Below are 23,721 nucleotides of genomic sequence, written 5' to 3'. Positions count from 1 at the left end.
CCTACGGTCGCGTAGGTAGGTCGCGGATGCGTAGGTAGCATGAGCGCATGACCGCCGCCGCGCCCGACGCCGCCGCCACCGCCCTCCCCTCTCCCGGCGCTGCCGCCGGGAGTCGCCCCCAGGGCTCCACCGCTTCGCCGCTCCCGCTGAAGCCGAGACTGCGCGGCTGGCTGCACGCCGGCATGTTCCCCACCGCACTGATCGCGGGGGTGATCCTGACCGCGCTCGCCGACAGCCCCCGCGGCCGCATCGCGTGCGCGATCTTCACCCTCACCGCCTGCGCGCTGTTCGGGGTGAGCGCCCTCTACCACCGCGGCGACTGGGGCCCGCGCGCCACGGCCGTGCTGCGCCGGCTGGACCACGCGAACATCTTCCTGATCATCGCGGGCACCTACACGCCGTTCACGCTGCTGCTCCTGCCGGACGGCAAGCAGGAGCTGCTGCTGTGGCTGGTGTGGGCGGGGGCCCTCGCCGGGATCGCCTTCCGGGTCTTCTGGGTGGGCGCCCCCCGCTGGCTGTACACCCCGTGCTACATCGCGCTCGGCTGGGCGGCGATCTTCTTCCTGCCCGACTTCATGCGCACCGGCGGCATCGCGGTGCTGACGCTGATCATCGTCGGCGGGCTGCTCTACAGCGTGGGCGCGGTGATCTACGGAACGAAGCGGCCGAACCCGTCACCGCGCTGGTTCGGCTTCCACGAGGTCTTCCACTCGTTCACCCTGGCCGCCTTCGTCGTGCACTACGTCGGCATCTCGCTGGTGGCCTACCAGCACGGCTGAGCACGACCGGCGCCCCGGGCTCACGCCTGAGGCACGTCGGCACCCGCGCCCCGGACCGCCGCCGCCAGCACCTTGGGGTCGGCCGTCGGGGCGTCGCAGGTGAAGTTGCGGCACACGTACGCCGCCGGGCGGCCCTGGAACAGCGGCCGGTTCCGCAGCAGCGGCACCTCGTCGGAGCCGGGCGCGCCGACCGCGACCACCGCGCCCGGGGCGGTGCCCAGCAACGCGGCCTGGTGCAGCGCGCGGGTGGCCGGGTCGCCGTCCGGTCCGACGACGGCCACCTCGCGCGGCCCGTCGAGCGCGGCCTCCACCACCGCCAGCCCCCAGCCGATGAACCGCGGCACCCGCGGTCCCAGCGCCGTGACCACGCCGAGCGCCCGTTCGGCCGCGTCCCGGTGGCGGGTGCTGCCGGTGACGGCGGCGTACGACAGCAGCGCCCCGGCCGCCGCCGTCCAACCCGACGGGGCGGTGTTGTCCGTCGGGTCCTGGGGGCGGCGGATCAGGGCCTCCGCGTCGTCGGCGGTGTCGTACAGCGTGCCGTCCCCGGAGGCGAAGTGCCGCAGCACGGTGTCCAGCAGCAGGCCCGCGAAGTCCACCCACACGCCCTCGCCGGTGACCGACGCCAGGGCCAGGAACCCCTCGGCGACGTCGGCGTAGTCCTCCAGCACGCCCGCGTGGGCGCCCGCGGCACCGTCCAGCGAGGTGCGCGCCAGCCGCCCGTGCTCGTCCAGGTGGACCCGGACCAGCAGGTCGGCCGTGGCGGTGGCGGCCCGCACCAGGTCCGGGCGGTCGAAGTACGCGCCGGCCTCGGCCAGCGCGGCGATCGCCAGACCGTTCCACGCGGCGACGATCTTGTCGTCGCGGCCCGGCCGCGGGCGCTCGCCGCGGGCGGCCAGCAGCCGCCAGGTGACGGAGGCGACACGGTCGGCGTCCACCAGCTGCTCGGTGTCGGGGAGCTGGAGCACCGAGGCGCCCTTCTCGAACGTGCCCTCCTCGGTCACCCCGAAGTGACGCGCGGCGAACGCGGCGTCCTCCTCGCCCAGGACCTCACGCAGCTGCTCCGGCGTCCACACGTAGTACGCGCCCTCGGCGTGCCGGCCCGTGCCGTCGTCGCTGTCGGCGTCCAGCGCGGAGGCGAAGCCGCCCTGGGCCGTGAGCAGTTCGCGGACCATGAAGTCGGCGGTGCCCAGCGCGATCCGGCGCGCCAGGTCCGAGCCGGTGGCCCGCCACAGGTGGGCGTAGACCCGGCACAGCTGGGCGTTGTCGTACAGCATCTTCTCGAAGTGCGGCACCGTCCAGGTGGCGTCCACCGCGTACCGGGCGAAGCCCCCGCCGAGTTGGTCGTAGATGCCGCCGCGCGCCATCGCCTCGCAGGTGGCCTGCACCATCTGCAGCGCGCCCGCCGAGCCGGTGCGGGCGTGGTGGCGCAGCAGGAACTCCAGCACCATGGACGGCGGGAACTTCGGCGCGCCGCCGAACCCGCCCCGCACCGCGTCGAATTCGCGGGTCAGGCCCATCAGCGCGGCATGCGTGTCGTCGGGTCCCGGCGGGTTCGGCGCGCCGTACGGCAGCGAGCGCTCGGCCAGGTCGCGGACGATCCGCCCGGCGACCTCGGCGACCTCCTCGCGCCGGTCGGTCCACGCCGCCGTCACGCCCTCCAGCACCTGCGGGAACGACGGGATGCCGGACCGGGGCTCGGGCGGGAAGTAGGTGCCGAAGTAGAAGGGTTCGGCGTCGGGGGTGAGGAAGACCGTCATCGGCCAGCCGCCGTGCCCCGTCGCCGCCTGCACCGCCTCCATGTAGACGGCGTCGACGTCCGGCCGCTCCTCGCGGTCGACCTTGACCGGGACGAAGTGCGCGTTGAGATACGCGGCCGTCTTCTCGTCCTCGAAGGACTCGTGCGCCATGACGTGGCACCAGTGGCAACTGCTGTAGCCGACGCTGAGCAGCACGGGCACGCCCCGGCGCCGGGCCTCGGCGAACGCCTCGGGGACCCACGGCCACCAGTCGACCGGGTTGTCCGCGTGCTGGAGGAGGTACGGGGACGTCTCGTGCGCCAGACGGTTCGGCATGGGTCCATCCTCCCGCACGCGGGGGGTCGCGGATCGCCGCCAATCGCCGCGCGGGCGCGTTTTCTGGCGCGGGTCGGGGCGCGCCGCGGGGTGTGCGCCCCACGCCACGTACCCATCGCCCCACGCCCCGTACCCGCCAGGCCAGGGGGTACGTGGGTGGGGCGGCTGGTCAGCCCGTGGTCGGGCGCCGGGCGCCCTTCGCGGCGGCCTGGGCCGCCTGCGGCTCCGGCTCCTCCTCGAAGTCGACCTTCTTCATGTGCTTGTTCATGGACTTCATCAGCATCCACACGGCGAGGCCGATCGCCGCGAACACGAGGAAGCCCAGGACGCCCGGCGTCACCTTGTTCTTGTCCAGCTCTTTGGCGAGCTCGACGGCGGTGGACGCGTGCGTCAGGGCGAGGGAGCTGGTGGCGCTCATCATGGGCTCAATTGTTGCGGATGCCCGCGAAGAGGTCGTCCTCGGGGAGGGAGGTGTCCACGAGCGACTTCGCCAGCTCGTACTCCTCGGTCGGCCAGACCTCCTTCTGGACGTCCATCGGGACCCGGAACCAGCCGCCGTCGGGGTCGATCTGCGTGCGGTGGGCGATCAGCGCCTTGTCGCGGATCTCGAAGAAGTCCGCGCACGGGACGTAGGTGGTCAGGGTGCGCTCGCGCTTCTGGAAGGACTTCCAGCGCTCCAGCCACTCCCCGTACGGCGACTCCAGGCCGCGCGCCAGCAGTGCCTCGTGCAGGGCGAGCGTGCGCGGCCGGTTGAAGCCCTGGTTGTAGTAGAGCTTCAACGGCTGCCACGGCTCGCCGGTGCCGGGGTACTTCTCCGGGTCCCCCGCGGCGTCGAAGGCCACCATCGAGATCTTGTGGGTCATGATGTGGTCCGGGTGCGGATAGCCGCCGTTCTCGTCGTACGTGGTGATCACGTGCGGCCGGAACGCGCGGATGAGCTTCACCAGCTCCCCCGCGGCCTCGTCGACGTCCTGGAGCGCGAAGCAGCCCTCGGGCAGCGGCGGCAGAGGGTCGCCCTCGGGCAGCCCGGAGTCCACGAAGCCCAGCCACTCCTGCTTGACGCCGAGGATCTCGCGCGCCTCGTCCATCTCCTTGGCGCGTACCTCGTGGATGTTCTCCTCGATGTAGGCGTCCCCCTGGAGCTTGGGGTTCAGGATGGAGCCACGCTCACCACCCGTGCAGGTCGCGACCAGTACGTCCACCCCCTCGGACACGTACTTCGCCATGGTGGCCGCGCCCTTGCTCGACTCGTCGTCGGGGTGGGCGTGCACGGCCATGAGACGCAGCTGCTCAGTCAAGGCTCGATCCTCGTGATTCGTCGCGTTCAACAGGTGTCGCCCCGGGACGTCGACGCGGGGCGGCAATCGGGTGCCGGCTGGGCGGCTTCTATAGTGACCCAGATCAGGGGCGAAAAATTCCTGGCCCCCGACAGGGAAGGACGATCATGTCGACGGTACGGGCTGGCGTGCCGGACGGCCGCTACGGCCGGTCCGCTGACGAGCGCGCCGACCGCAAGCTGAAGATCGTCGGCGCCGTGCTCGGCGCGGGCCTGCTCGGTGTCGTCGCGTGGTTCGGCTACTCCTACATCTCCGACCAGGACGTCAGCGGCCGGGTGATCGGCTTCAAGGTGGTCTCCGACGAGGCCATCGAGGTCCACCTGGAGGTCCGCAAGGACAAGGACGCGACCGGCGTGTGCACGCTGCGGTCGCTGGCCGAGAGCGGCGCCGAGGTGGGGCGCAAGGACTTCCTCTTCGACCAGCGGCGCGACCAGGTCGACGAGGTCGTCACCCTCCGCACGACCGAGCGGGCGACCACCGCCAAGCTGGTCGGCTGCAAGCCGCGCGGCTAGGCCGCCGCCCTCAGGGGCAGGGGCTGGGCCACCGTCCGAGGGGCGGGGCTGGGCGCGGGTGTGCCCGGAGGCGCGGCATACGCATTCGATACGCCACGCTCCTCCCGCTTTGCGCCCGGAATTGTTAGGCTCGTGGTTTCGCCCGGCTTTGAAGGCGCACCCTTCTGAGTAGGGCGTTCATTTGTATTCCCAGTACGTAGTCCAGTACCGACGAGGAGCACCTGTGACCCAGACCAGCGAGAACGTCACCTGGCTGACCCAGGAGGCGTACGACCAGCTCAAGGCCGAGCTGGAGTACCTGTCGGGTCCCGCACGTACCGAGATCGCCACGAAGATCGCGGCGGCTCGCGAGGAAGGTGACCTGCGGGAGAACGGCGGGTACCACGCCGCCAAGGAGGAGCAGGGCAAGCAGGAGCTCCGTGTGCGCCAGCTGACCCAGCTCCTGGAGCACGCGAAGGTCGGCGAGGCCCCGGCAGCCACCGGTGTGGTCGCGCCCGGCATGGTCGTCACCATCGCCTTCGACGGCGACGAAGACGACACTCTGACCTTCCTGCTGGCCTCCCGCGAGTACGCGAGCTCGGACATCGAGACCTACTCGCCGCAGTCCCCGCTGGGCTCGGGCGTGAACGGCAAGAAGGTCGGCCAGGACGCCGAGTACGAGCTGCCGAACGGCAAGATCGCCTCGGTGCGCATCCTGGAGGCCAAGCCCTACCAGGGCTGAGCGGCCCCGCCACACGCGTCGCGGAACCCCCGGCACGGGATGCCGGGGGTTCCGTGCGTGTCCGGCCGCGGGCCCTGCCCGGCGGCCCTGCCCAGCCGCCTTACGCGTCGCCCCGCGGCCTCACCCGGCCGCCGAGCGGTACTTGCGTACGGCCAGTGTCCGGAAGACCACCAGGATCAGCAGGGACCACAGCGCCGACGCCGCCGCCGGGTGCTGCATGGGCCAGGCGTCCGGCACCCGGTACCCCGGCGGGAGGTTCCCGAAGAGCTCCCGGCACGCCTGCACGGTGGTGCTGAACGGATTCCATTCGGCGATGTGCCGCAGCACGGTCGGCATGTTGCCGGACGGGACGAAGGCGTTCGAGATGAACGTCAGGGGAAAGAGCCAGATCAGCCCGCCGGAGGTGGCCGCCTCCGGGCTCCGCACCGTCAGCCCGATCAGCGCGCCGATCCAGGAGAACGCGTAGCCGAGGAGGAGCAGCAGCCCGAACCCGGCCAGTGCCTTGGGGAACCCTTCGTGGATCCGCCAGCTCACGATGACCGCCACGATCGCCAGCACCACCAGCGTGAGCGCCGTCTGCACCAGGTCGGCGAGGGTCCGGCCGGTGAGGACCGCGCCGCGCGCCATCGGGAGCGACCGGAACCGGTCGATCAGGCCCCGGTGCATGTCCTCGGCGATCCCGGCGCCCGCGCCCGCCGTGGCGAAGGTGACGGTCTGCGCGAAGATGCCCGCCATCAGGAACTCGCGGTACCTCGCCGGATCGGTGCTGCCGCCGACGTCGATGGAGCCGCCGAAGACGTAGGAGAACAGCACCACGAACATGATCGGCTGGATCAGCCCGAAGATCACCACTTCGGGGATCCTGACCATGCGGATCAGATTGCGCCGGGCGATCACCAGGCTGTCGCGTACGCCCTGGAGCGGCCGCCCTCCGCGCGGCCGCGGGGCCGGGGCGGCGACGGCCCGCGCCGCCCTGTCCTTCTCGCCCGCCTTGTTCGCCTTGTCTTCCACTGTCACCGTCCAGCCTCCGCTTCGGCGCCGTGCCCGGTGAGCGCGATGAACACGTCATCCAGCGTGGGGCGGCGCAGTCCGATGTCGTCGATCTCGACACCGCGGGCGTCCAGCTCACGGATCACCTCGGCCAGCAGCCTGGCGCCGCCGGTGACGGGGACGGTCACCTGCCGGGTGTGCTCCCGCACGCTGGTCTCGCCCTTGCCGAGGGCCCGCAGCACCGCCTCGGCGGTGGCGATGTGCTCGCGCTCGTGCACCACGACCTCGACGCGCTCACCGCCGACCCGGGCCTTGAGCTGGTCGGCCGTGCCGCGCGCGATGACCCGCCCGTGGTCGACGACCGCGATGTCGTCGGCGAGCCGGTCGGCCTCCTCCAGATACTGGGTGGTCAGCAGCAGGGTGGTGCCCTGCGCCACCAGCTCCTGGATGACGTCCCACAGCGCCTGCCGGTTGCGCGGGTCGAGCCCGGTCGTCGGCTCGTCCATGAACATCACGGGCGGGCTGACGACCAGCGCCGCGGCGAGGTCGAGGCGGCGGCGCATGCCGCCGGAGTACGTCTTGGCGGTGCGGTCGGCCGCGTCCGCGAGGGAGAAGCGGTCCAGCAGCTCGGCGGCGCGCGCCTTCGCGTCCCGCGCGCTCATCTGGTAGAGCTGGCCGACCATCCGGAGGTTCTCCCGGCCGGTCAGGTACTCGTCGACCGCCGCGAACTGGCCGGACAGCCCGATCGCGCGGCGTACGTCGTTCGGGTGCCGGAGCACGTCCACGCCCGCCACGACCGCCCGCCCGCTGTCGGGACGCAGCAGCGTCGTCAGCACCCGTACGGCCGTGGTCTTGCCTGCTCCGTTGGGGCCGAGCAGCCCGAGGACGGTTCCTTCGGGCACGTCGAGATCGACGCCGTCCAGAGCCCTGACCTCGCCGAAGGTCTTCACCAGACCCTCGGCGTAGATGACTCCTGCCATGGGGTTCCCCCAGGGAACGTGGGAATCGGGGAATCGGGGAATCGGGGTCCGGGGCGGGGCTGCCCCAGAAAAATGAAACCAGCAGGGGACCGGCTACGGCATCACGATGTAGCCCGCCTCGCGCAGCGCCGCCGAGACCTCGGCGCAGTGCTCCGGCCCCTTGGTCTCCAGGTGCAGCTCCACCTCCACCTCGGTGAGCCCGAGCCGCGGATCCGTACGGACATGGCTCACGTCGACGACGTTGGCGTCCACCCGCGTCAGCACCCCCAGCAGCGTCGCGAGCGCGCCCGGCCGGTCGGTCAGCCGCAGCGTCAGCGACAGATAGCGGCCCGCCGCGGCCATGCCGTGCCGCAGGATGCGCTGGAGCAGCAGCGGGTCGACGTTGCCGCCCGACAGCACGGCGACCACCGGCCCCTCGTAGGCACCGGGGTCGGACAGCAGCGCGGCCACCGGGCTGGCCCCGGCGGGCTCCACCACCAGCTTGGCCCGCTCCAGACAGAGCAGCAGCGCGCTGGAGAGCGCGTCCTCGGAGACGGTCCGCACCTCGTCGAGCAGCTCCGCGATGATCGCGAACGGGACCTCGCCGGGCCGCCCCACCTTGATGCCGTCCGCCATGGTCGCCGGCGCCTCGATCGACACCGGCCGCCCGGCGGCCAGCGACGGCGGGTAGGCGGCGGCGCCCTCCGCCTGCACCCCCACGATCCGGACATCGGGCCGCAGCGCCTTCACCGCGACGGCGATCCCGGCCGCGAGCCCGCCGCCGCCGATGCCGACGACGATCGTGCGCACCTCCGGGCACTGCTCCAGGATCTCCAGCCCGACGGTGCCCTGGCCCGCGATGATGTCGGGGTGGTCGAACGGGTGGATGAAGACCGCCCCGGTCCGCCGCGCGTACTCCTGCGCCGCGCGCAGCGTCTCGTCCACCACCTGGCCGTGCAGCCGCACCTCGGCGCCGTACTCCCGGGTCGCGGCGACCTTCGGCAGCGGGGCGGCCACCGGCATGAACACCGTGGAGCGCACATGGAGCAGGGACGCCGCGAGCGCCACGCCCTGCGCGTGGTTGCCGGCGCTGGCCGCGACCACCCCGGCCGCCCGCTCCCGCGGGGTCAGCCCGGCGATCCGCACGTAGCCGCCGCGCACCTTGAACGAGCCGGTCCGCTGGAGGTTCTCGCACTTGAGGTGCACCGGTGAGCCGAGCAGGCCGGTGAGGAAGCGGCTGCCTTCCAGGGCGGTCACCCGGGAGACCCCGGAGAGGATCTTCTGCGCCGCGCGGACGTCGTCGAGCGTGACCCCGGAGGCGGCGGCGACGGCTGCCCCGTCACCAGGTCGTACAGCCATGTACCAAGTCTCGCAGTTCTGTCCCGTGGCTGGTGGGACGCGGGACCGTCACTGTGGGAGGCGGGACCGACGCTGGTGGGAGGCGAACCGTCGCCGGTGGGAGGCGGGACCGACGCTGGTGGGAGGCGAACCGTCGCCGGTGGGAGGCGGGACCGTCACCGATGGGAGGCCGGAGAGCGGCAGCTTGCTGCCGTCGTGACGCAGGTTTGTGAACCTCGGGTACGGGGAAGGCCGCGGCGGCGTACTCTGTGCCCCATCCCACAGACCACCGCACGAAGTGAGCCCCAGGCCATGCCCACCTCATCGGACATGACGACTCGACTCGATACGAACGCACTCGACCCGAACTCACTCGAACCGAACGTCCTCGACACGACGGTACTCGACGCGTTGCAGCACCAGGTCGCGCTGTTCGCCCGACGCGCCGAACAGACCCGCCTCGGCGGCATAGGGCAGGCCCGCAACTCCATGGACCGCGCCGCGTACCTGCTGCTCAACCGGCTTGACCAGGAAGGTCCGATGGGCGTCAAGGCGCTGGCGGCGGGAATGGGCATCGACTCCTCGACGGTGACCCGTCAGGTCGCGCCGCTGGTCGACTCCGGCATGGTCAAGCGCACCTCGCACCCCGAGGACGGGCGCGCGGTCGTACTCCAGCTGTCGCCGCGGGGCAGGGCGCGGCTGGAGGAGGTGCGGTCCTCCCGGCGGGCGCTGATGGCCATGGTGACCGAGGAGTGGACGGCGGAGGAGCGGGACGTCTTCTGCGATCTGCTCACCCGTTTCAACACCGCGCTGTCGGCCGTGCACAACTCCCTGGTGCAGCCCGCCCCCGCGGGCTGACCGTTCCCCGGGACCGGGAACGGCTGCGAGGGGAGGACTCGTACGACCGCGCCCGGCGGTCCTCGAATGCCGGGCGGGCGTGATCGCCGCCCCGCCCGGCGTTCGAGGACGCACCGGCTAGCCCAGCGCCTGCGCCAGGTCCGCCAGGAGGTCGTCGACGTTCTCGATGCCGACCGAGATGCGGACCAGGTCCGCGGGGACCTCCAGGGCCGAGCCGGCGGCCGAGGCGTGGGTCATGCGGCCCGGGTGCTCGATGAGGGACTCGACGCCGCCCAGGGACTCGCCGAGGGTGAAGAGCCGGGCGCGGTTGCAGACCTCGACCGCCGCCGCCTCACCGCCGGCGACCTGGAAGGACACCATGCCGCCGAAGGACCGCATCTGCTTGGCCGCGATCTCGTGGCCCGGGTGCTCCGGCAGACCCGGGTAGAGGACCTTGGTGACCTTGGGATGGCGGGTCAGCATGTCCGCGATGCGGGTCGCGTTCTCGCTGTGCCGGTCCATGCGGACGGACAGGGTCTTGATGCCGCGCAGCACGATCCAGGAGTCGAAGGGCCCGGCGACCGCGCCCATCGCGTTCTGGTGGTACGCGAGCTGCTCGCCCAGCGCCTCGTCCGCGGTGACCAGCGCGCCGCCGACCACGTCCGAGTGGCCGCCCATGTACTTCGTCAGGGAGTGCACGACGACGTCCGCGCCCAGCGCCAGCGGCTGCTGGAGGTAGGGGCTGGCGAAGGTGTTGTCGACGACGAGGCGGGCCCCGGCGGACCGCGCGATGTCGGCGACGGCGGCGATGTCGGTGATGCCGAGCAGCGGGTTGGAGGGCGTCTCGACCCAGATCACCTTGGTGCGCGGGCGCAGCGCGTCCCGTACCGACGCCGGGTCGGAGGTGTTCGCGACCGACCACTCCACGCCCCAGCGCTCGACCACCTTGGCGAAGAGCCGGAACGTGCCGCCGTAGGCGTCGTTCGGGATGACGACGTGGTCGCCGGGGGCCAGGAGGGTGCGCAGCAGGCAGTCCTCCGCCGCGAGCCCGGACGCGAAGGCGAGGCCGCGGCGGCCGCCTTCCAGGGCCGCCAGGTTCTCCTCCAGCGCGGTGCGGGTGGGGTTGGCGGAGCGGCTGTACTCGTAGCCGCCGCGCAGCCCGCCCACACCGTCCTGCTTGTAGGTGGAAACCTGGTAGATCGGGGGGACGACGGCGCCGGTGAGCGGGTCGGCCTCCTGTCCCGCGTGAATGGCCAGCGTCTCGAAGCTGTGGTGCGAGGGCTGGGACGCGCCCTGCTGGTGAGAGTCCTCGTGGGTCATGGGCCCGAGCGTAATGCCCGGCGCGGGTCCCGGCCGATGGCAGCGTGCATAGGCTGTAGGGAAACACGGGACATGGCACGCGAGACTTCATGAGGACGTCATGCTTCATGGGGCCGTCGTGGAGTCTCACGGGGACAAGGTCGGGAACAAGGTCATGGAAATGCTCGTCATCCTCATCGGCATCGTCATGGTCGGCGGTGTCCTTGTCGTGCCCATGGTGCTGCGCAGGCGCGCGGGCGGCGAGGCGATGCGGGGCGCACTGCGCGCCGGTGATCCCACCGCGTACGGGTTCGTGCCGCGCGAGCGGCTCGACGTGCGGCTGCCGGGACCCGACCCGGAGCTGGCCGACGCCCTGGAGGAGATCCAGCGCACCAGGGAGTGGCAGCCCGCGGCCCGGCTGCTGGCCCTCACCGAATCCGCCTCGGAGCTGCGCTGGCAGCGGGTGCAGACGCTGGCCGGGGCGGCGGCGCACGAGCTGGCGGTCTCCCCCGGCCAGGGCGGGATGTGGCTGCGCACCTGGCGGGTGGAGGCGCCCAAGGACCCGGGCGGGGCGGCGGTGCACGCGGCGTTCCTGGTGATGCAGGCGCTGCGCGACCCGTCGTCCGAGGACTTCCGCATGATCATGGAGGAGGCGCGTACGGTCTGCGCCGAGGCGGCATTGCTGGCCCCCGGCGACCCCGTTCCGTACATCGTCGAACTCGGCGTGGCACGCGGCCTGGCCTACCGGCAGGCGGACTTCGAGGAGCTGTGGGCCAAGGTCACCGAGCGCGCGCCGCACCACATGGGCGCGCATCTGGCCGCGCTGCTCTACTGGTGCGAGAAGTGGCACGGTTCGCAGGACCAGGCCGACGCCTTCGCGCAGTCGGCGGCCGCCTCCGCGCCCAAGGGGAGCCTGCTGCCCGCGCTGCCGCTGTTCGCGGTCTTCGAGCACCTGCCGGAGGTGCAGCTGGTGCGCTCGCTGTATCAGAGCGAGGTGATCACGCGGGCGATCGAAGGCGCGCGGTTCGCGGCCCTGCACGCCCCCGCCGACCACCCGGTGCTGCCGCACGTCCGCCACCTGCTGGTGTGGTTCCTGGTCCGGGCGGAGCGGTACGCGGAGGCGATGGAGCAGCTGCGGCGGGTGGACGGGCACGTGGGCGCGATCCCGTGGTCGTACGGCGCGGACCCGGCGGCGGAGTACGTGGTGTACCGGGCGCTGGCGGTGGCGGGCTGGGAGGGCAACGGCGGCACGCCGGCGCAGCTGCCGCACTGACGGCCGCGCAGCCGCCGCGCTGACCGGGGCCGCACGGCCGCCGCACCGACCGGACCGCGGGGCTACCGCGCTGACCGGGGCCGGAATGCGGCACGTCAACAAGGCGTTGTGTGAAGACCCGAGAGTCGCCACCCAGAGCCACCGCCGAGTCCACCGCGCCCGAGCCCACCGTCCCGAGGAGCCACGAGATGCTGTTCAACCGGCACAAGAACCACCTCCCCTCCCCCGAGGAGGCGCTGACGGGCCGCGCCGAACCGGAGTTCCCCGTCCCCGCCCGCCACACGGTCCTCGGCAACCCGCTGGCCGGTCCGTACCCGGAGGGTCTGGCCGTCGCGGACTTCGGCCTGGGCTGCTTCTGGGGCGCGGAGCGGAAGTTCTGGCAGGCCCCGGGCGTGTGGACGACCCTCGTCGGCTACCAGGGCGGGCACACCCCGCATCCCGCCTACGAGGAGGTCTGCAGCGGCCTGACCGGCCACACGGAGGCCGTCCGCGTCGTGTACGACCCGTCGACCACGTCCTACGCAGCGCTGCTGAAGCTCTTCTGGGAGTCCCACGACCCCACCCAGGGCTTCCGCCAGGGCAACGATGTCGGCACCCAGTACCGCTCGGCGGTCTACACCCACTCCGAGGAGCAGCAGCGGCAGGCCGAGTCCTCCCGCGCGGCCTACCAGTCGGTCCTGACGGCCTCGGGGTACGGCACGATCACCACGGAGATCCTCCCGGCAGGCCCGTTCTACCCGGCGGAGCCGTACCACCAGCAGTACCTGGACAAGAACCCGGCGGGCTACTGCGGCATCGGCGGCACGGGCGTGAGCTGCCCGGTGGGCGTGGCCAAGGCCGAGGGGTGATCCCAGGCAGGCGTGGCCGTCGCGAGGTCGCGGCTCGACGCGGGGAGCCGGCAGCGGCCTACGCTGGATGAAAGGGATGAATATCGCGAATTACCAGGGAGGTGCGCGATGACTTTCGTCCAGATCATCGACTGCAAGACCGACAAGCTGGACGACCTGAACCGGCTCATGGACACCTGGGTCGAGCAGACGAAGGGCAGGCGGACGGCCACCCACTCGGTGGTGGGCAAGGACCGGGACAAGGCCAAGCACCTCGTCGAGATCGTCGAGTTCCCGTCGTACGAGGAGGCGATGCGGAACTCGGAGATGCCCGAGACGAACCGGATCTTCGAGGAGATGGTGGCGCTCTGCGAGGCCCCGCCCACGTTCACCAACCTCGACGTGGTGCGGGACGAGCAGCTGAACAAGGCGACCGCCCGCCGCATGTTCGATGAGATCGCCACGCGCGGCAACCTCGACGCGGTCGGCGACGTGTTCGCCCGCGACTACCACGATCACGATCCCTTCAATGAAGAGGACACGGTCGGGGCCGACGGCATGCGCCGGGAGATCGAGATGTGGCGGTCGGCCTTCGACTTCACCTTCACGATCGAGGACCAACTGGCCGAGGGAGACCGGGTGATGACCCGGTGGACCTGGACCGCCAGGCACCAGGGCGAGTTCATGGGCATCGCGCCCACGGGCCGGCAGGTCAAGGCGGACGGCATGACGGTCTACCGATTCAAGGACGGCAGGATCGCCGAGGGCTGGTGGAACTACGACATCCGCGGCGTGCTCCGGCAGCTCGGCGCAGGCGAGCGCTAGCGGCACCGGGGAACCGACGACTGCGTGAGGGGAGTTGCGGCTCTTCAGCGTTACGCCATACGTAGACTCAGGGCATGGATCTTGAGAAGCGCGTCGTCGAACTGGAACGCCGGGTCGCGGCGATGGAGGACGCCCAGCGTGGCGAGCCCAGGGGTGGCGCGGCGGGCGAGGACGCCTTCTGGGCGCTCGAGGGGCTCAAGGAGCAGCTCGCACGGCACGGCGAGTCCGACGGCGGGGTGCTGTTCACCGGGGCCGTGCGGGTGCCGACGGGCGAGGAGTACGAGTGGCAGTACGGGCTGCCGACCGGCGAACTGCTCGACCAGGACTGGTCGGAGGCCGCTGACGTCTTCGCGGCGCTGGGGCATGCCGTACGGATGCGGCTGCTCCGCGAGATCGTCGGCGGGCGCCGGACCGTGGCCGAGCTCACCGAGCTCGACGGCCTCGGCGACGCCGGCGAGATCCACCACCATCTGCGCCAACTGGCCGCCACCGGCTGGCTGCACGCCGCCGAGCCGGAGCACTACGAGGTGCCGCCGGAGCGGGTCGTCCCGCTCCTGGTGGTGCTGGCCGCCGCCCGGCCCTGAGTCGAGGCCTTTCCGTACGGACCGGCTGACGGAGCGGGGCCAACGGGCCGGGACCGGCCGCGGACCAGGACCGGCGGGCCCGGCACGGTGTGTGCCGGGCCCGCCGGGGCCGGGGAGTGGGACCAGGGAGCAGGGGGCAGGGTCAGTTCGTCGTGCAGGCGGAGGCGACGACGCCGGGCGCGCCGACGCTCACGGTCTTCGGGCCGACCACGACCGTCTTCTGCTGGCCGTCGGTGCCGAGGCCGGTCGCGGTCACCTTGACCGAGGCCGTGGCCTGGGCGTCGGTGCTGGTGATGGTCAGGGCGGCGCCCAGCTGACCGCTCGGGCACTGCGACTTGGTCAGGGTGGGCAGGACGACCGCGGTGTCCGTGGTGGCCTCCGCCTTGAGGGTCACGTTCACCAGCGGCGTGCTCGGGGTGCAGGTCGAGTCCAGGCACACCTGGACCGGGACGGACGGCAGGATCACGGGGCCGACGGTGAGCGTGGCCGTGTGGCTCGCCGCCGAAGCCGGCGTGGCGAGGGCCAGCGGCACCACACCGAGGGCGATGGCACCGAACAGGCGAGCACCACGTCGCTTAATGTTCATGATTCTCCCATTCGTTTTCCGGCGACCGTCGCCGGGCGGCCCCAACCCTGTCGATCAGCGATTTCCCGCGTCAAGGAATCCGGGATCGCGCACAACGCCCTGAACGACTCATTCCGAATGCGGCATCCGCGCGCTCGACGCCGGAGGCAGGGTTTTTCCAGCGGCTTTGCATCGGGGCCTGGCGCCCCCGCCGGCGCCAGGCCCCGATGTGGTCATCCCGGATTCCGCTCCAGCGGCCACGGGAATTCCGCGTCAGCGGTCACCTGATGTCCCTGCGGTCCGCCGGTCGCCACGGTTCTCCGGTCGCCAAGGTCCTCCGGTCGCCACCGCTCTCCGGTCCCTGCGAGGACCCGGCCTCCCCGGCTCCCCGTAGACCCGGAACGGAATGCGGTGCCGGGCCACCTCGGTCAGTCCGGCAAGATCGGCGACGACCACCAGTTCACCGCGCTCGGCACGCACCCACACCCGGGAGCCCGCGAGCGCGCGCGGAACGGCGTAGCTCCGCCGGTCGTAGGTGACGGTGCCGCCCGCGCCGACCGTGGCCGTGCGGCCGAGACCCGCGGTGTACGGGGCGGTGGGCAGCGCGTGGAGCCGCTCGCGCTCCACGGCCAGGCGGTCGTACGGGGTACCGCCCGCTCCCTCGTACCGGGCCTCCCCTCCCCCGTCCGCGCGCCGGCCGCCGGCCCACTCGCCCTGCCGGCTGTTGGACCACTCGCAGAACTTCCCGCAGGTCTCGCGGAGTTCACCGAAGGACAGATACTCCCGGCGCAGCTCAGCCGCCACCGGCACCAGGTCGGCCGGGGCTATCCGCACCTCACCGGCCCGGCCGCCGCCGTCCGGTTCCCCGGTGTACGGGGCGCAGACGCGGACCTGAAGGCCGTAGTGGGCGCCGACGGCGACCAGGTCCGGATACCGGATGCGCCCGTCGGTGTGCGGCCGCGCGAGCAGATACGTCGGCGCGCCGCCCAGGGCGCGCAGGGTGGTGTCCAGGCAGCAGACCAGGGTGGGCAGGCCGCGGTCCTGGCACGGGATGACGACGCGGAACCGCGACCAGGCGAGCCAGGCGCTGAACAGGACCGTCCGGCGCCGCTCCCCGCGCGGTCCGGGCACCACCGGCCCCTCGCCCCAGTCGTACTGGAGCCACAGCCCCGGCTCCGCTATCCACGGCCGGTAGGTGCGGCGGTCGCCCGCCCGCCAGCGGGCCTTGGCCTCGGCCACCACCCGCCGGGCCGTGCGTTCACTTCCGGCATATCCCATTCTCACCAGGCGCTCATACGCCCGGGCCGCACTGATATGCCCTTCGGAACGGTCCACCCATTCCTCGATCTTCTCCACATGCGCGTCGATTTCGCGCGAACGGCGGGACGGTCCGATCACCGGGCGGCCCGCGTCCCGGGCGGCCACATAGCGGCGTACGGTCTTCGGATCGCAGCCCGCCAGCCGCGCGGCGGAATGCACGCATTCGGTGGTGTCGTACGCCACCAGGATCTCGATGATTTCCTTGTCCGACTTCTTCACGACCACTCCCGGCAAACCAGGGGGTGCGTGGAATTCCCACGGCAGATGAACATCCGCTGCTCTCTCCGACGAGTTTCTGTGACGATCTGGCAGAACGCGGGGCGCGTGCGACGCGGGGGCGGCTGCGCCAGGGGCGGGTGCGGCTGCGCCGGGGGCGCGGGGGCCGGTGGCCGCGGGGGTGCCCGTGCGACGCGCGGACGCGTGGTGGTGACGCGAGGGCGCGTGGCCCACGCGGCCGCGTCAGCCCGGTAGTTCGACGACGTCGCGCGGACGTGTCAGCAGCGGGGAGGCCGTGTGCTCCGGTCGGCCGTCGGCGGGCGGGGGTGCGGGGAGGGGGCGATCGGGCCCGGTCAGCACGCCCACGAACCGCTTGGTCTGTTCGCCCCCGCCCTGCCCTACGGAGACGTGGCCGGCCGGTGCGAGCGGCAGTGGCAGCGGCAATGGCAAGGGCCGGGGAAGCGGCAGGAGCGGCCCGCCCGGCGGGGCGCGGAGCGGGAGCGGCGCCGCCCGGGAGACCCCCTCAGCACCGGAGCGGAGCGCCGCCGTCCGGCCCCCCTCGCACCCGTACGTACGGCGCAGCGGCCCGGCGGCGGTATACGGAGGGGAAAGCGGCGGTGAATCGGCACGGCGGGCGGCGGCAGCGTGCCGGGAGGCGTCACCGGCGGCTGCGGGTGGGCCACCGGCGTCGGAATGGCCGTGCGGGCCCGACGTCCGGGTGCCGCGCGGCGGTTGGGCTCCGGCGCCACCGCCCGCGGCGTGAGGTGCTGACAGCGCAGGCAGGTCGGGGAGGGTGGGGACGTCGGGGATGCCGGGCACGCCGGGCGGCGGGGACGGCACAGGCTCCGGCGCGGATGCCTCCGGCAGCTTCCCGAGGCCGGGCTCCGACGGCAGGAACACGGAAGCGGCGGGGACAGCGGGCAGGCGCGGAGAGGGGGGCGGCACGGCAGGGCGCGGCGGCGCGGGACTCCCCGGTGCGGCAGGGAGCGACGGCGCGGCTGAGTGCGGCAGCGCGGCTGAGTGCGGTGGCGGCAGGGCGGGGTTCGGCGACAGGGCGGGGCGGGTCGGCGGCACCGCCGGACGGGCCGCCGCTGACCGCGCGGGGCTCGCCGCGGCCACCCGTTCGACGCGCTCCGCGGCCGTCCGCTCCGGGCTCGGCCGCCCCGTGTCCCCCGCCGCCGGGCCCGGCGGGCCGGTGTCCGCTGCCGGGGCGCCGTCCGGCGCGGGCCGCGCGGACGTCGGCACGGCTTCGGTTCCCGGGGGCTCAGCCGCACGCGCCTCGCCGGCCAGCGCCGCGGCCAAGACCAGAACGCCGCCCAGCAGCAGAAGGATCAGCACCCTGCGCTTCACCGCCGACGCGTACACGTACGCGTACGCGCGCACGGCGGCAGCGGGAGGAGCACACGCCGACACGGTGAGTTCCTCCCCCTCGGCTCACGGGACGCGCGGACCACGCCGTATGGAACACGACCGGTTCCGACCTGCGCAACCCTGCCTTGCCGCCCCGCAGTTGCGCCCCGACCGGGTACTACGCCCCGCCCCCGGGCCGCGCCGCCTCCTCGGCGAGCTTCCGCGCCCGCTCGCACGGGTCGTAGTCCGGCCCCACGCCTTCGATGAGCACGACATCGCCCTCGATGTGGTCCGTGCGCAGCGGCAGGATCTCCTGGTACGCGGGAGAGTCGTACCAGGCGCGGGCCGCCGCCAGGCCGGGGAACTCGATCAGCACCATGCTCCCCGGCCATTCCCCCTCGACGACCTCCGCGGGCGGGCCGTGGATGACGAACCTCCCCTCGAAGGGGTCCAAGGTCGCCTGGATGCGCTCCAGGTACGTGAGGATGTCGGCGTGCGGGCGGCGGCTGCGGAGATGCGCGAATCCGTAGGCGGGCATGGCGGGCACGGCGGGCATGGCGGGCATGAGTGGGCTCCTTCAAGACCGGTGGCGGTGACGGGGGGGGGCGGGACGAGGCCAGGTCAGGCCGGACGGGGCCAGTTGGCGATGGCCATGACGCCGACCGGCCGACGAGCGGCCTCCGTGCCGACCGTACGCACGCCCCGGCCGGACGGCGATTACCTCCCACGTCATGCCAACCCCCCTCCCCGGACCGCCCCTTGCGCCCGCCGCCCCGCGCACCCACCACGCACTAACCTTGAGCGACATGGGATCAGCGCCTACGGAGACCCGCACCGGCCGCGTCGACGACGTGCTCGCGCTGGCCCGGTTGGCCGCCGAGCGCCGGGCCGTGCGGCCGATCCTCGACTGGCTGGCAGCGCGCAGCGGCGCCGCCGTCGGGCTGGTCGGGACCGGTGGAGAGGTGCTGGTCACGGCCGGAGGGACGGACCCGGGCGCGCTCGGCCACGCCGCCGTCGCCGCGGTCGGGCTGCACCGTCGCGGTACGCCGTCGGCCGTGCTCGGCGACGGCGGCAGCGACGGCGACGGCCGGGCGGCCACCCTCCATCTCGTCTCCCTCGGCCTCGAGGACGCGGCGGACCAGGCCCCGTTCCTGGCCGTCGCCGGTGCCGCGCGGGAGCCGAGGCACCTGAGCGTGCTGCTCTCCGACGCCTCGCGCGCCCTCGCCCTGTGCTGGCGCGTGGAGGAGGCCGAACGCAACCGGCGCCGCGTGGAGTTCGCCGAGGCGCACAGCCGCGAGGCCGTCCTGCACCTGCTCATGGTGGGCAGCGTGCCCGCCGCACAGCGGGTCGCCGGGGCGCTGGGCCCGGCACTGCCTCCCCTCAACCGGGTGTACGTGGTCGAGTGCCCGGGCAACCGGCGGCGCGAGATCGCGGTACGCATCGCCCGCACGTCGCGCGGCAAAGCCTGGATCGTCCCTTGCCCGGTCCGCCCCAACCACCTGATCGCGCTGGTGCCCGCCGACAGCGCGGAAACGCCGGACGAGCCGCAGCTGGACCGGCTGATCACCCGGCACATCCCCGGCTGCCGGGTCGGAGTGAGCGCGGAGGTCGCGCTGCGCGACACCCCGATCGGCTACGAGCAGGCCTTCCACGCGCTGGCCGTGGCGCGCAGCGCCCCCGAGGGCTGCGCGAGTTTCGGCCGGCACACCGACATCAGCGTGCTGTCCACGCCCGAAGGGCGGGTGTGGGCGGCGGAGCTGCTGGGCCCGTGCCTGCGGTACGCGCCGCCGCGCCGGGCCGATCCTGGCCCGCAGGAACTGCTCGGCACGCTCGGCTCCTGGCTCAGCTTCGGCGGCGCCGCCAGCCGCCATCTGAAGATCCATCGCAACACGCTCGCCGCCCGGGTCCGGCTTCTGGAGGAACTGCTGGGCCTGGAAGTGGGCCGCGGTCTGGCCGATCAGTCCGCGGCCTGGCTCGCCCTCCAACTGCACGCCACCGCGCAGTGGCATCCGCCGGCCACCGCGGACGGCCCGGCCGACTTGCGTACGGTGCTGGACACCACCGCCGCCCGGGTCTGGGCACAGGTGCAGCTGCGGCCTTTGGAACAGGCCAACGTGACCGCCGGTCCCGAGACCGTACTGGCCTGGCTGCGCGCCGACGCCCGGCTTCCCGCGACCGCCGCCGACCTGGGGATCTCGCTGCCCGGCGCGCGCAAGCGGCTGGCCAGGGCGGAGGAGGCGCTGGGGCGATCGCTGCTGCGCGCGCCGAGCGCGAAGTACGAGCTGTGGCTGGCGATGCGGGCGTTGCGGCGGCTGTGACGGCGGAGTCCGCGGATCCGGGGCCGGGGCCGGGTCCGGGCGAAACCGCGCCCCCGACGGCGTCACGGTTCGAAGCGCAACCGGGAACGGGCGTCACTGTGCACAGTGTTCCTCGCCGCGCCGTCGCCGCCCGCATAGCGTCATGGGCACGCCCCCGGCGGACCGCACCGAAGTCGACCTCGCAACCTCCCTGAGTGCCGTGCGGATCCCCCCCTTCTCGTACGGCCGCGACTGGCCGGCCCGCCGGGAGCGCCCGACACCCCAGCCCCCCGTCTCTCCTCGTCTCCCCAGTCCCCCCTTCCGCCGCCGGCAGAACAGGACCGCTGATGAGTCACCACCACGACTCGATCCTCGCTCGCCAGGACCCCCGGCTGGACATCAGCGACACCTACCTGTTCCGTGGCACGCGGGGCACCGTCTTCGTCGTCAACGTCAATCCGCTGTCGGGGGACGGCGGTTTCCACGACGACGAGAGCCTCTACGAGATCAAGGTGGACACCGACGGCGACGCCGTCGAGGACATCACCTTCCGCTTCACCTTCTCCGCGTACACCGCCTACGGCCCGCAGCGCTGGGAGCTGCGCCGGCTGGACGGGGCTGACGCCCGCGACCGGTTCGCGACGGGCACCCCGCTGCTCAGCGGCACCACCGGGGAGGTCGCGGAGGACCCGGAGAACGCGGCGGGGCTGCGCGCGTGGGCGGGCCGGGCCGGGGACCCGTTCTGGATCGAGGGCACGGTCGTCACGGCCGTGAAGACCGCGATAGCGCGGGGCACGGCGCCGGACCTGTCGGGCTTCGATCCGGCGCGGGCCAGGAACGCGTTCGCCGACACCGACGTGCAGTCGATCGTGCTGGAGGTGCCGGACGAGGCGCTGGGTGGCGCCGGGAGCCGGATCGGGTTCTGGGCGGTGTCGGTGCTGGCCACCGACGCGGGCGGCTGGCGGCCGATCAACCGTTGTGGAAACCCGCTGCTCAACACCCTCTTCGAGCTCGAAGACCCCGAGCGGGACATCGACTTCAACGCCACCGAACCGGCGGAGGACCAGGCGCGGTACGGGCCGGGGATCGTCCGGGCCACCGAGCGGGCGGCGGCCGCCGCGGGTGCGGTTCCCGACCCGTACGCGTACGCCACCCACGTCCGCGACCTGCTGCTGCCGGACGTGCTGCGCTACGAGGTCGGCACGCAGGCCCGGTTCGCGGTCGACGGGCGGAACGGACGCGGTCTCACCGACAGCGTCCCCGAGGTGATGTTCGAGCTGATACTCGGCGTCCCCGTCAAGCTGGGGTTGGACGCGGGCGCGGCCACGGGGGTGCCGCGCCCCGACTTCCCCTACCTCTCGGAGCCGGGGTCAGGGCCGGAGCGGGGGGCCGGCCCTGGCCCGGGCCGGGTGGCGGGCCGGTGAGCCTGGCCCCACGGCCCGCCACAAGCGCCCTCCGGGCGCGCACCGCCCCGGTCCGGCCGCGACGACCGGTGCCGCGGCCGGGCCCCGGGCCCGGCCTCCGCCGCCTCGGCGTACCCCTGAGATCATTCCGGCCGTGTCCGGACACCTTCCCCTCCCTGCTCTGCCGCCCTTCGCGGGCGAGTTCGAGATCCATCTGACCGTCGCCGCCCGCGGCCACGGCGGCGACCTCGCCCGGTACGCGGCCGAACGCGCCTGGAAGTACGCGTACATCGTGCTCGACCGCGGCCGCACACCCGCCCAGCCCATGCTCACCCTGCGCGCCGAGGGGACCCTCGCGGCCGCGCGCGGCGCCGCCGACGCGGCCGCGGCGGGGCTGCGGGGCGCCGGGTTCCCCGTCCTGCGGACGAAGGTGGAGGCCGCGCCCTGGGCCGACGGAGTGCCCGCGCACGACGCGGAGGCCGTGGCGCTCGGGCCGCACTACTACTTCGAGCACCACGTCAAGCTCGTCCTCGACCCAGGCGCGGACACCACCGGCCTGGCCGCGCTCGCCGACCGGCACGCCGCCCATCTCTCCCGTAACGCCCGCCGGACACGGGCCGACGGGCGAGCGGAACGCTTCGTCACCCAGCGCTGCCGACGCGTCGGCCGTGACACGGCGGGGCGCCGCCTGGACGAACTGACCGCGGCACTGGACGGCCTCCCGTGCGAAATCGCCTCGGTGGAACGTGAGTTCGTGGTGTACGACAGTGCGGAGTCACTGGACCAGGGCTGGATACGCGAACACGAGGGAACGGCATGACATCGATGGAGTCGTCGGAATCCGAGGCGCAGGTGTCCGCGTGGCGGACGTTCGGCTGGGGCCCGTGGGGCGCGGACGAGACCGTGCCGCAGGAGGAGCCGGACGAGGCGACGCGCGCCGCCCTCAGCCTTCCGGCCACGCTGCGCCCGGTCGCGGGCGGCGACGACGACGTCGTACAACGCCCCGTGTTCGACCCGTCCATGACCCATTACCGCAAGGCGATGCGGCTGGGCGAGCCGGAGTTCGCGGACGCGGAGACCAGTGGGCGCTGGTACGCGGCCCGCCGCCGGGCGCTGGACCTGGTGCTCGCCGCCGTCGCGGACTCCGAGTGGGCCGACCATCTCGTACTGCGCGGCAGTGTGCTCCTGCGCGCGTGGTTCGGGGAGGCGGCACGCGAGCCCGGCGACCTCGACTTCGTCGTGGAGCCCGCGACCTGGCGACTGGCGGACGACCGTACCGACCGGATGCTGGCATCCATCGCCCGCGGCGCCGACCTCGCCGCGCGGCGCGGCGGCGGCCCGGTCCGGCTGGACTCACGGGGCGCGGCCGGCGACGAGATCTGGACGTACGACCGGGTGCCGGGCCGCCGTCTGGTGCTGCCGTGGCGGGCCGAGGGGCTGCCCGGGGGCACCGTGCAACTGGACTTCGTCTTCAACGAGCCGCTGCCGGCGCCCACCGTGCACACCGCGATCCCCCGCTCCGACGGGGCGGGCGATCCGGCGCGGCTGCGCGCCGTGACCCCGGAACTCTCCCTCGCCTGGAAGATCATGTGGCTGGCCACCGACATCTTCCCCGAGGGCAAGGACCTGTACGACGCCGTGCTGCTGGCCGAGTCCGGGGCGGCCGGGCTCTCCTTCGATCTGCTGCGAGCCGTCTTCCGCGGGGTGGACGACGGCTTCTACGACCGCAACCCGGTGCTGCCGGAGGACATCGTCCACTCCCTGTCGCGCACGGAGTGGTTCGAGTTCGCCAAGGAGTACCCGGGGCTGGCGGGCCCGGCGCGGAGCACGCGCGACGCGCCCCCGACCGCCCTGGTCGACCGCCTGGTCACGGCGCTCGCCCCGGTCTACGCGCTGGACGACGGCAGCGGCGAGTCCGCGCGGTATCAGCGGTACGCCGCCTGGCTCGCACCGCTGACGCGGGAGTGCCGCGGCCTGCCGGGCGGCTCGGGTCCGGACGCCGTCCACGAGCACCTGCTCGAAGCGCGTGTACAGGCGGAGCCGGCGCTGGTCGTGACCCGTGAACTGCTCGGGCGCGGCGCGTGCGACCTGGACCGCGCCGCCGCGCTGCTGGCCGCCTACCGTTCGCCGACCCCCACCGAATACCCCTGGCGGCGCCAGTGGAGGGAGGAGGACCTGGTGGCGGCCGCCACCAGGCTGGCCGACGGCACGCGGTGA

General features: G+C 73.2%; 23 protein-coding genes. 12 read left to right on the top strand and 11 right to left on the bottom strand.

Annotated features, from left to right (window positions below; all coding sequences use genetic code 11):
• Positions 1-47: 47 nt before the first annotated feature.
• Positions 48-779, top strand: a complete 732-nt coding sequence (locus Q3Y56_RS22380; RefSeq protein ID WP_304463632.1) for a hemolysin III family protein — start codon at positions 48-50, stop codon at positions 777-779.
• A 20-nt stretch (positions 780-799) separates the two neighbouring features.
• Here Q3Y56_RS22380 and Q3Y56_RS22375 read toward each other — a convergent pair whose 3' ends face one another.
• The 3 genes from Q3Y56_RS22375 to mca form a co-directional block, all read right to left on the bottom strand.
• Positions 800-2,851, bottom strand: coding sequence for a thioredoxin domain-containing protein (locus Q3Y56_RS22375; RefSeq protein WP_304463631.1), 2,052 nt, complete (start codon positions 2,849-2,851; stop codon positions 800-802).
• Positions 2,852-3,020: 169 nt separating this feature from the next.
• Positions 3,021-3,272 (bottom strand): hypothetical protein, encoded by a 252-nt coding sequence (locus Q3Y56_RS22370; RefSeq protein ID WP_304463630.1) that lies wholly within the window; start codon positions 3,270-3,272, stop codon positions 3,021-3,023.
• 4 nt (positions 3,273-3,276) lie between these two features.
• Complete coding sequence (mca, locus tag Q3Y56_RS22365) at positions 3,277-4,149, bottom strand: mycothiol conjugate amidase Mca (protein WP_304463629.1); 873 nt, start codon at positions 4,147-4,149, stop codon at positions 3,277-3,279.
• Between the two features lie 146 nt (positions 4,150-4,295).
• Here mca and Q3Y56_RS22360 point away from each other — a divergent pair, with 146 nt between their 5' ends.
• Together Q3Y56_RS22360 and greA are read left to right on the top strand one after the other, a co-directional pair.
• Positions 4,296-4,700 (top strand): DUF4307 domain-containing protein, encoded by a 405-nt coding sequence (locus tag Q3Y56_RS22360; protein ID WP_304463628.1) that lies wholly within the window; start codon positions 4,296-4,298, stop codon positions 4,698-4,700.
• Between the two features lie 223 nt (positions 4,701-4,923).
• Positions 4,924-5,421, top strand: a complete 498-nt coding sequence (gene greA / locus Q3Y56_RS22355) for a transcription elongation factor GreA (RefSeq protein ID WP_304463627.1) — start codon at positions 4,924-4,926, stop codon at positions 5,419-5,421.
• Positions 5,422-5,541: 120 nt separating this feature from the next.
• Here the strand turns inward: greA and Q3Y56_RS22350 are convergent, their stop codons facing one another.
• From Q3Y56_RS22350 to ilvA, 3 genes are all read right to left on the bottom strand, one after another.
• Positions 5,542-6,432, bottom strand: coding sequence for an ABC transporter permease (locus Q3Y56_RS22350; RefSeq protein ID WP_304465738.1), 891 nt, complete (start codon positions 6,430-6,432; stop codon positions 5,542-5,544).
• A 2-nt stretch (positions 6,433-6,434) separates the two neighbouring features.
• Positions 6,435-7,391, bottom strand: coding sequence for an ATP-binding cassette domain-containing protein (locus tag Q3Y56_RS22345; RefSeq protein ID WP_304463626.1), 957 nt, complete (start codon positions 7,389-7,391; stop codon positions 6,435-6,437).
• 93 nt (positions 7,392-7,484) lie between these two features.
• Positions 7,485-8,729 (bottom strand): threonine ammonia-lyase, encoded by a 1,245-nt coding sequence (ilvA, locus tag Q3Y56_RS22340; RefSeq protein ID WP_304463625.1) that lies wholly within the window; start codon positions 8,727-8,729, stop codon positions 7,485-7,487.
• Positions 8,730-9,020: 291 nt separating this feature from the next.
• On the opposite strand from ilvA, the gene Q3Y56_RS22335 reads away from it, so the two are divergent.
• The gene (locus Q3Y56_RS22335; RefSeq protein ID WP_304463624.1) at positions 9,021-9,566 is read left to right on the top strand and encodes a MarR family winged helix-turn-helix transcriptional regulator; all 546 of its coding nucleotides are present in this window, start codon (positions 9,021-9,023) and stop codon (positions 9,564-9,566) included.
• A gap of 117 nt (positions 9,567-9,683) precedes the next feature.
• Here the strand turns inward: Q3Y56_RS22335 and Q3Y56_RS22330 are convergent, their stop codons facing one another.
• On the bottom strand, positions 9,684-10,865 hold the full coding sequence (locus tag Q3Y56_RS22330) for a cystathionine gamma-synthase (RefSeq protein ID WP_304463623.1): 1,182 nt from the start codon (positions 10,863-10,865) through the stop codon (positions 9,684-9,686).
• Positions 10,866-11,019: 154 nt separating this feature from the next.
• Here Q3Y56_RS22330 and Q3Y56_RS22325 point away from each other — a divergent pair, with 154 nt between their 5' ends.
• From Q3Y56_RS22325 to Q3Y56_RS22310, 4 genes are all read left to right on the top strand, one after another.
• On the top strand, positions 11,020-12,117 hold the full coding sequence (locus tag Q3Y56_RS22325) for a hypothetical protein (RefSeq protein WP_304465737.1): 1,098 nt from the start codon (positions 11,020-11,022) through the stop codon (positions 12,115-12,117).
• A 188-nt stretch (positions 12,118-12,305) separates the two neighbouring features.
• Positions 12,306-12,965, top strand: coding sequence for a peptide-methionine (S)-S-oxide reductase MsrA (msrA, locus tag Q3Y56_RS22320; protein ID WP_304465736.1), 660 nt, complete (start codon positions 12,306-12,308; stop codon positions 12,963-12,965).
• 108 nt (positions 12,966-13,073) lie between these two features.
• Positions 13,074-13,769, top strand: a complete 696-nt coding sequence (locus Q3Y56_RS22315; RefSeq protein ID WP_304463622.1) for an ester cyclase — start codon at positions 13,074-13,076, stop codon at positions 13,767-13,769.
• Between the two features lie 74 nt (positions 13,770-13,843).
• Complete coding sequence (locus Q3Y56_RS22310; RefSeq protein ID WP_304463621.1) at positions 13,844-14,353, top strand: helix-turn-helix transcriptional regulator; 510 nt, start codon at positions 13,844-13,846, stop codon at positions 14,351-14,353.
• A gap of 142 nt (positions 14,354-14,495) precedes the next feature.
• Here Q3Y56_RS22310 and Q3Y56_RS22305 read toward each other — a convergent pair whose 3' ends face one another.
• From Q3Y56_RS22305 to Q3Y56_RS22290, 4 genes are all read right to left on the bottom strand, one after another.
• Positions 14,496-14,939: a hypothetical protein gene (locus Q3Y56_RS22305; protein WP_304463620.1), complete on the bottom strand. Its 444-nt coding sequence runs from the start codon at positions 14,937-14,939 to the stop codon at positions 14,496-14,498.
• A gap of 252 nt (positions 14,940-15,191) precedes the next feature.
• Entirely contained in the window at positions 15,192-16,457 is a 1,266-nt protein-coding gene (locus tag Q3Y56_RS22300; protein ID WP_304463619.1) for an IS21 family transposase, read from the bottom strand.
• Between the two features lie 240 nt (positions 16,458-16,697).
• On the bottom strand, positions 16,698-17,867 hold the full coding sequence (locus Q3Y56_RS22295; protein WP_304463618.1) for a hypothetical protein: 1,170 nt from the start codon (positions 17,865-17,867) through the stop codon (positions 16,698-16,700).
• A gap of 115 nt (positions 17,868-17,982) precedes the next feature.
• Positions 17,983-18,342, bottom strand: coding sequence for a DUF1330 domain-containing protein (locus tag Q3Y56_RS22290; protein ID WP_304465735.1), 360 nt, complete (start codon positions 18,340-18,342; stop codon positions 17,983-17,985).
• A gap of 268 nt (positions 18,343-18,610) precedes the next feature.
• Between Q3Y56_RS22290 and Q3Y56_RS22285 the strand changes: the two genes are divergently transcribed.
• The 4 genes from Q3Y56_RS22285 (at position 18,611) to Q3Y56_RS22270 (ending at position 23,721) form a co-directional block, all read left to right on the top strand.
• Positions 18,611-20,122 (top strand): helix-turn-helix domain-containing protein, encoded by a 1,512-nt coding sequence (locus Q3Y56_RS22285; protein WP_304463617.1) that lies wholly within the window; start codon positions 18,611-18,613, stop codon positions 20,120-20,122.
• A 326-nt stretch (positions 20,123-20,448) separates the two neighbouring features.
• Positions 20,449-21,525: a DUF4331 family protein gene (locus Q3Y56_RS22280; RefSeq protein ID WP_304463616.1), complete on the top strand. Its 1,077-nt coding sequence runs from the start codon at positions 20,449-20,451 to the stop codon at positions 21,523-21,525.
• Between the two features lie 133 nt (positions 21,526-21,658).
• Positions 21,659-22,324: a hypothetical protein gene (locus Q3Y56_RS22275; protein WP_304463615.1), complete on the top strand. Its 666-nt coding sequence runs from the start codon at positions 21,659-21,661 to the stop codon at positions 22,322-22,324.
• Positions 22,321-23,721, top strand: a complete 1,401-nt coding sequence (locus Q3Y56_RS22270; RefSeq protein WP_304463614.1) for a nucleotidyl transferase AbiEii/AbiGii toxin family protein — start codon at positions 22,321-22,323, stop codon at positions 23,719-23,721. The genes Q3Y56_RS22275 and Q3Y56_RS22270 overlap by 4 nt, the downstream gene beginning before the upstream one ends.

It is taken from the genome of Streptomyces sp. XD-27 (genome assembly GCF_030553055.1).
Taxonomy (GTDB): Bacteria; Actinomycetota; Actinomycetes; order Streptomycetales; family Streptomycetaceae; genus Streptomyces.
This window is presented reverse-complemented; position numbering and strand designations above follow the sequence as displayed.

What these genes read in the sequence shown, in the direction of transcription:
- Q3Y56_RS22310 (WP_304463621.1), top strand. Translation starts at nt 13,844, where the DNA reads ATGGATCTTGAGAAGCGCGTCGTCGAACTGGAACGCCGGGTCGCGGCG.
- Q3Y56_RS22325 (WP_304465737.1), top strand. Translation starts at nt 11,020, where the DNA reads ATGGAAATGCTCGTCATCCTCATCGGCATCGTCATGGTCGGCGGTGTC.
- Q3Y56_RS22380 (WP_304463632.1), top strand. Translation starts at nt 48, where the DNA reads ATGACCGCCGCCGCGCCCGACGCCGCCGCCACCGCCCTCCCCTCTCCC.
- Q3Y56_RS22290 (WP_304465735.1), bottom strand. Translation starts at nt 18,342, where the DNA reads ATGCCCGCCTACGGATTCGCGCATCTCCGCAGCCGCCGCCCGCACGCC.
- Q3Y56_RS22375 (WP_304463631.1), bottom strand. Translation starts at nt 2,851, where the DNA reads ATGCCGAACCGTCTGGCGCACGAGACGTCCCCGTACCTCCTCCAGCAC.
- Q3Y56_RS22335 (WP_304463624.1), top strand. Translation starts at nt 9,021, where the DNA reads ATGCCCACCTCATCGGACATGACGACTCGACTCGATACGAACGCACTC.
- Q3Y56_RS22330 (WP_304463623.1), bottom strand. Translation starts at nt 10,865, where the DNA reads ATGACCCACGAGGACTCTCACCAGCAGGGCGCGTCCCAGCCCTCGCAC.
- Q3Y56_RS22370 (WP_304463630.1), bottom strand. Translation starts at nt 3,272, where the DNA reads ATGATGAGCGCCACCAGCTCCCTCGCCCTGACGCACGCGTCCACCGCC.
- Q3Y56_RS22305 (WP_304463620.1), bottom strand. Translation starts at nt 14,939, where the DNA reads ATGAACATTAAGCGACGTGGTGCTCGCCTGTTCGGTGCCATCGCCCTC.
- ilvA (WP_304463625.1), bottom strand. Translation starts at nt 8,729, where the DNA reads ATGGCTGTACGACCTGGTGACGGGGCAGCCGTCGCCGCCGCCTCCGGG.
- Q3Y56_RS22345 (WP_304463626.1), bottom strand. Translation starts at nt 7,391, where the DNA reads ATGGCAGGAGTCATCTACGCCGAGGGTCTGGTGAAGACCTTCGGCGAG.
- Q3Y56_RS22280 (WP_304463616.1), top strand. Translation starts at nt 20,449, where the DNA reads ATGAGTCACCACCACGACTCGATCCTCGCTCGCCAGGACCCCCGGCTG.
- Q3Y56_RS22285 (WP_304463617.1), top strand. Translation starts at nt 18,611, where the DNA reads ATGGGATCAGCGCCTACGGAGACCCGCACCGGCCGCGTCGACGACGTG.
- msrA (WP_304465736.1), top strand. Translation starts at nt 12,306, where the DNA reads ATGCTGTTCAACCGGCACAAGAACCACCTCCCCTCCCCCGAGGAGGCG.
- Q3Y56_RS22270 (WP_304463614.1), top strand. Translation starts at nt 22,321, where the DNA reads ATGACATCGATGGAGTCGTCGGAATCCGAGGCGCAGGTGTCCGCGTGG.
- Q3Y56_RS22315 (WP_304463622.1), top strand. Translation starts at nt 13,074, where the DNA reads ATGACTTTCGTCCAGATCATCGACTGCAAGACCGACAAGCTGGACGAC.
- Q3Y56_RS22360 (WP_304463628.1), top strand. Translation starts at nt 4,296, where the DNA reads ATGTCGACGGTACGGGCTGGCGTGCCGGACGGCCGCTACGGCCGGTCC.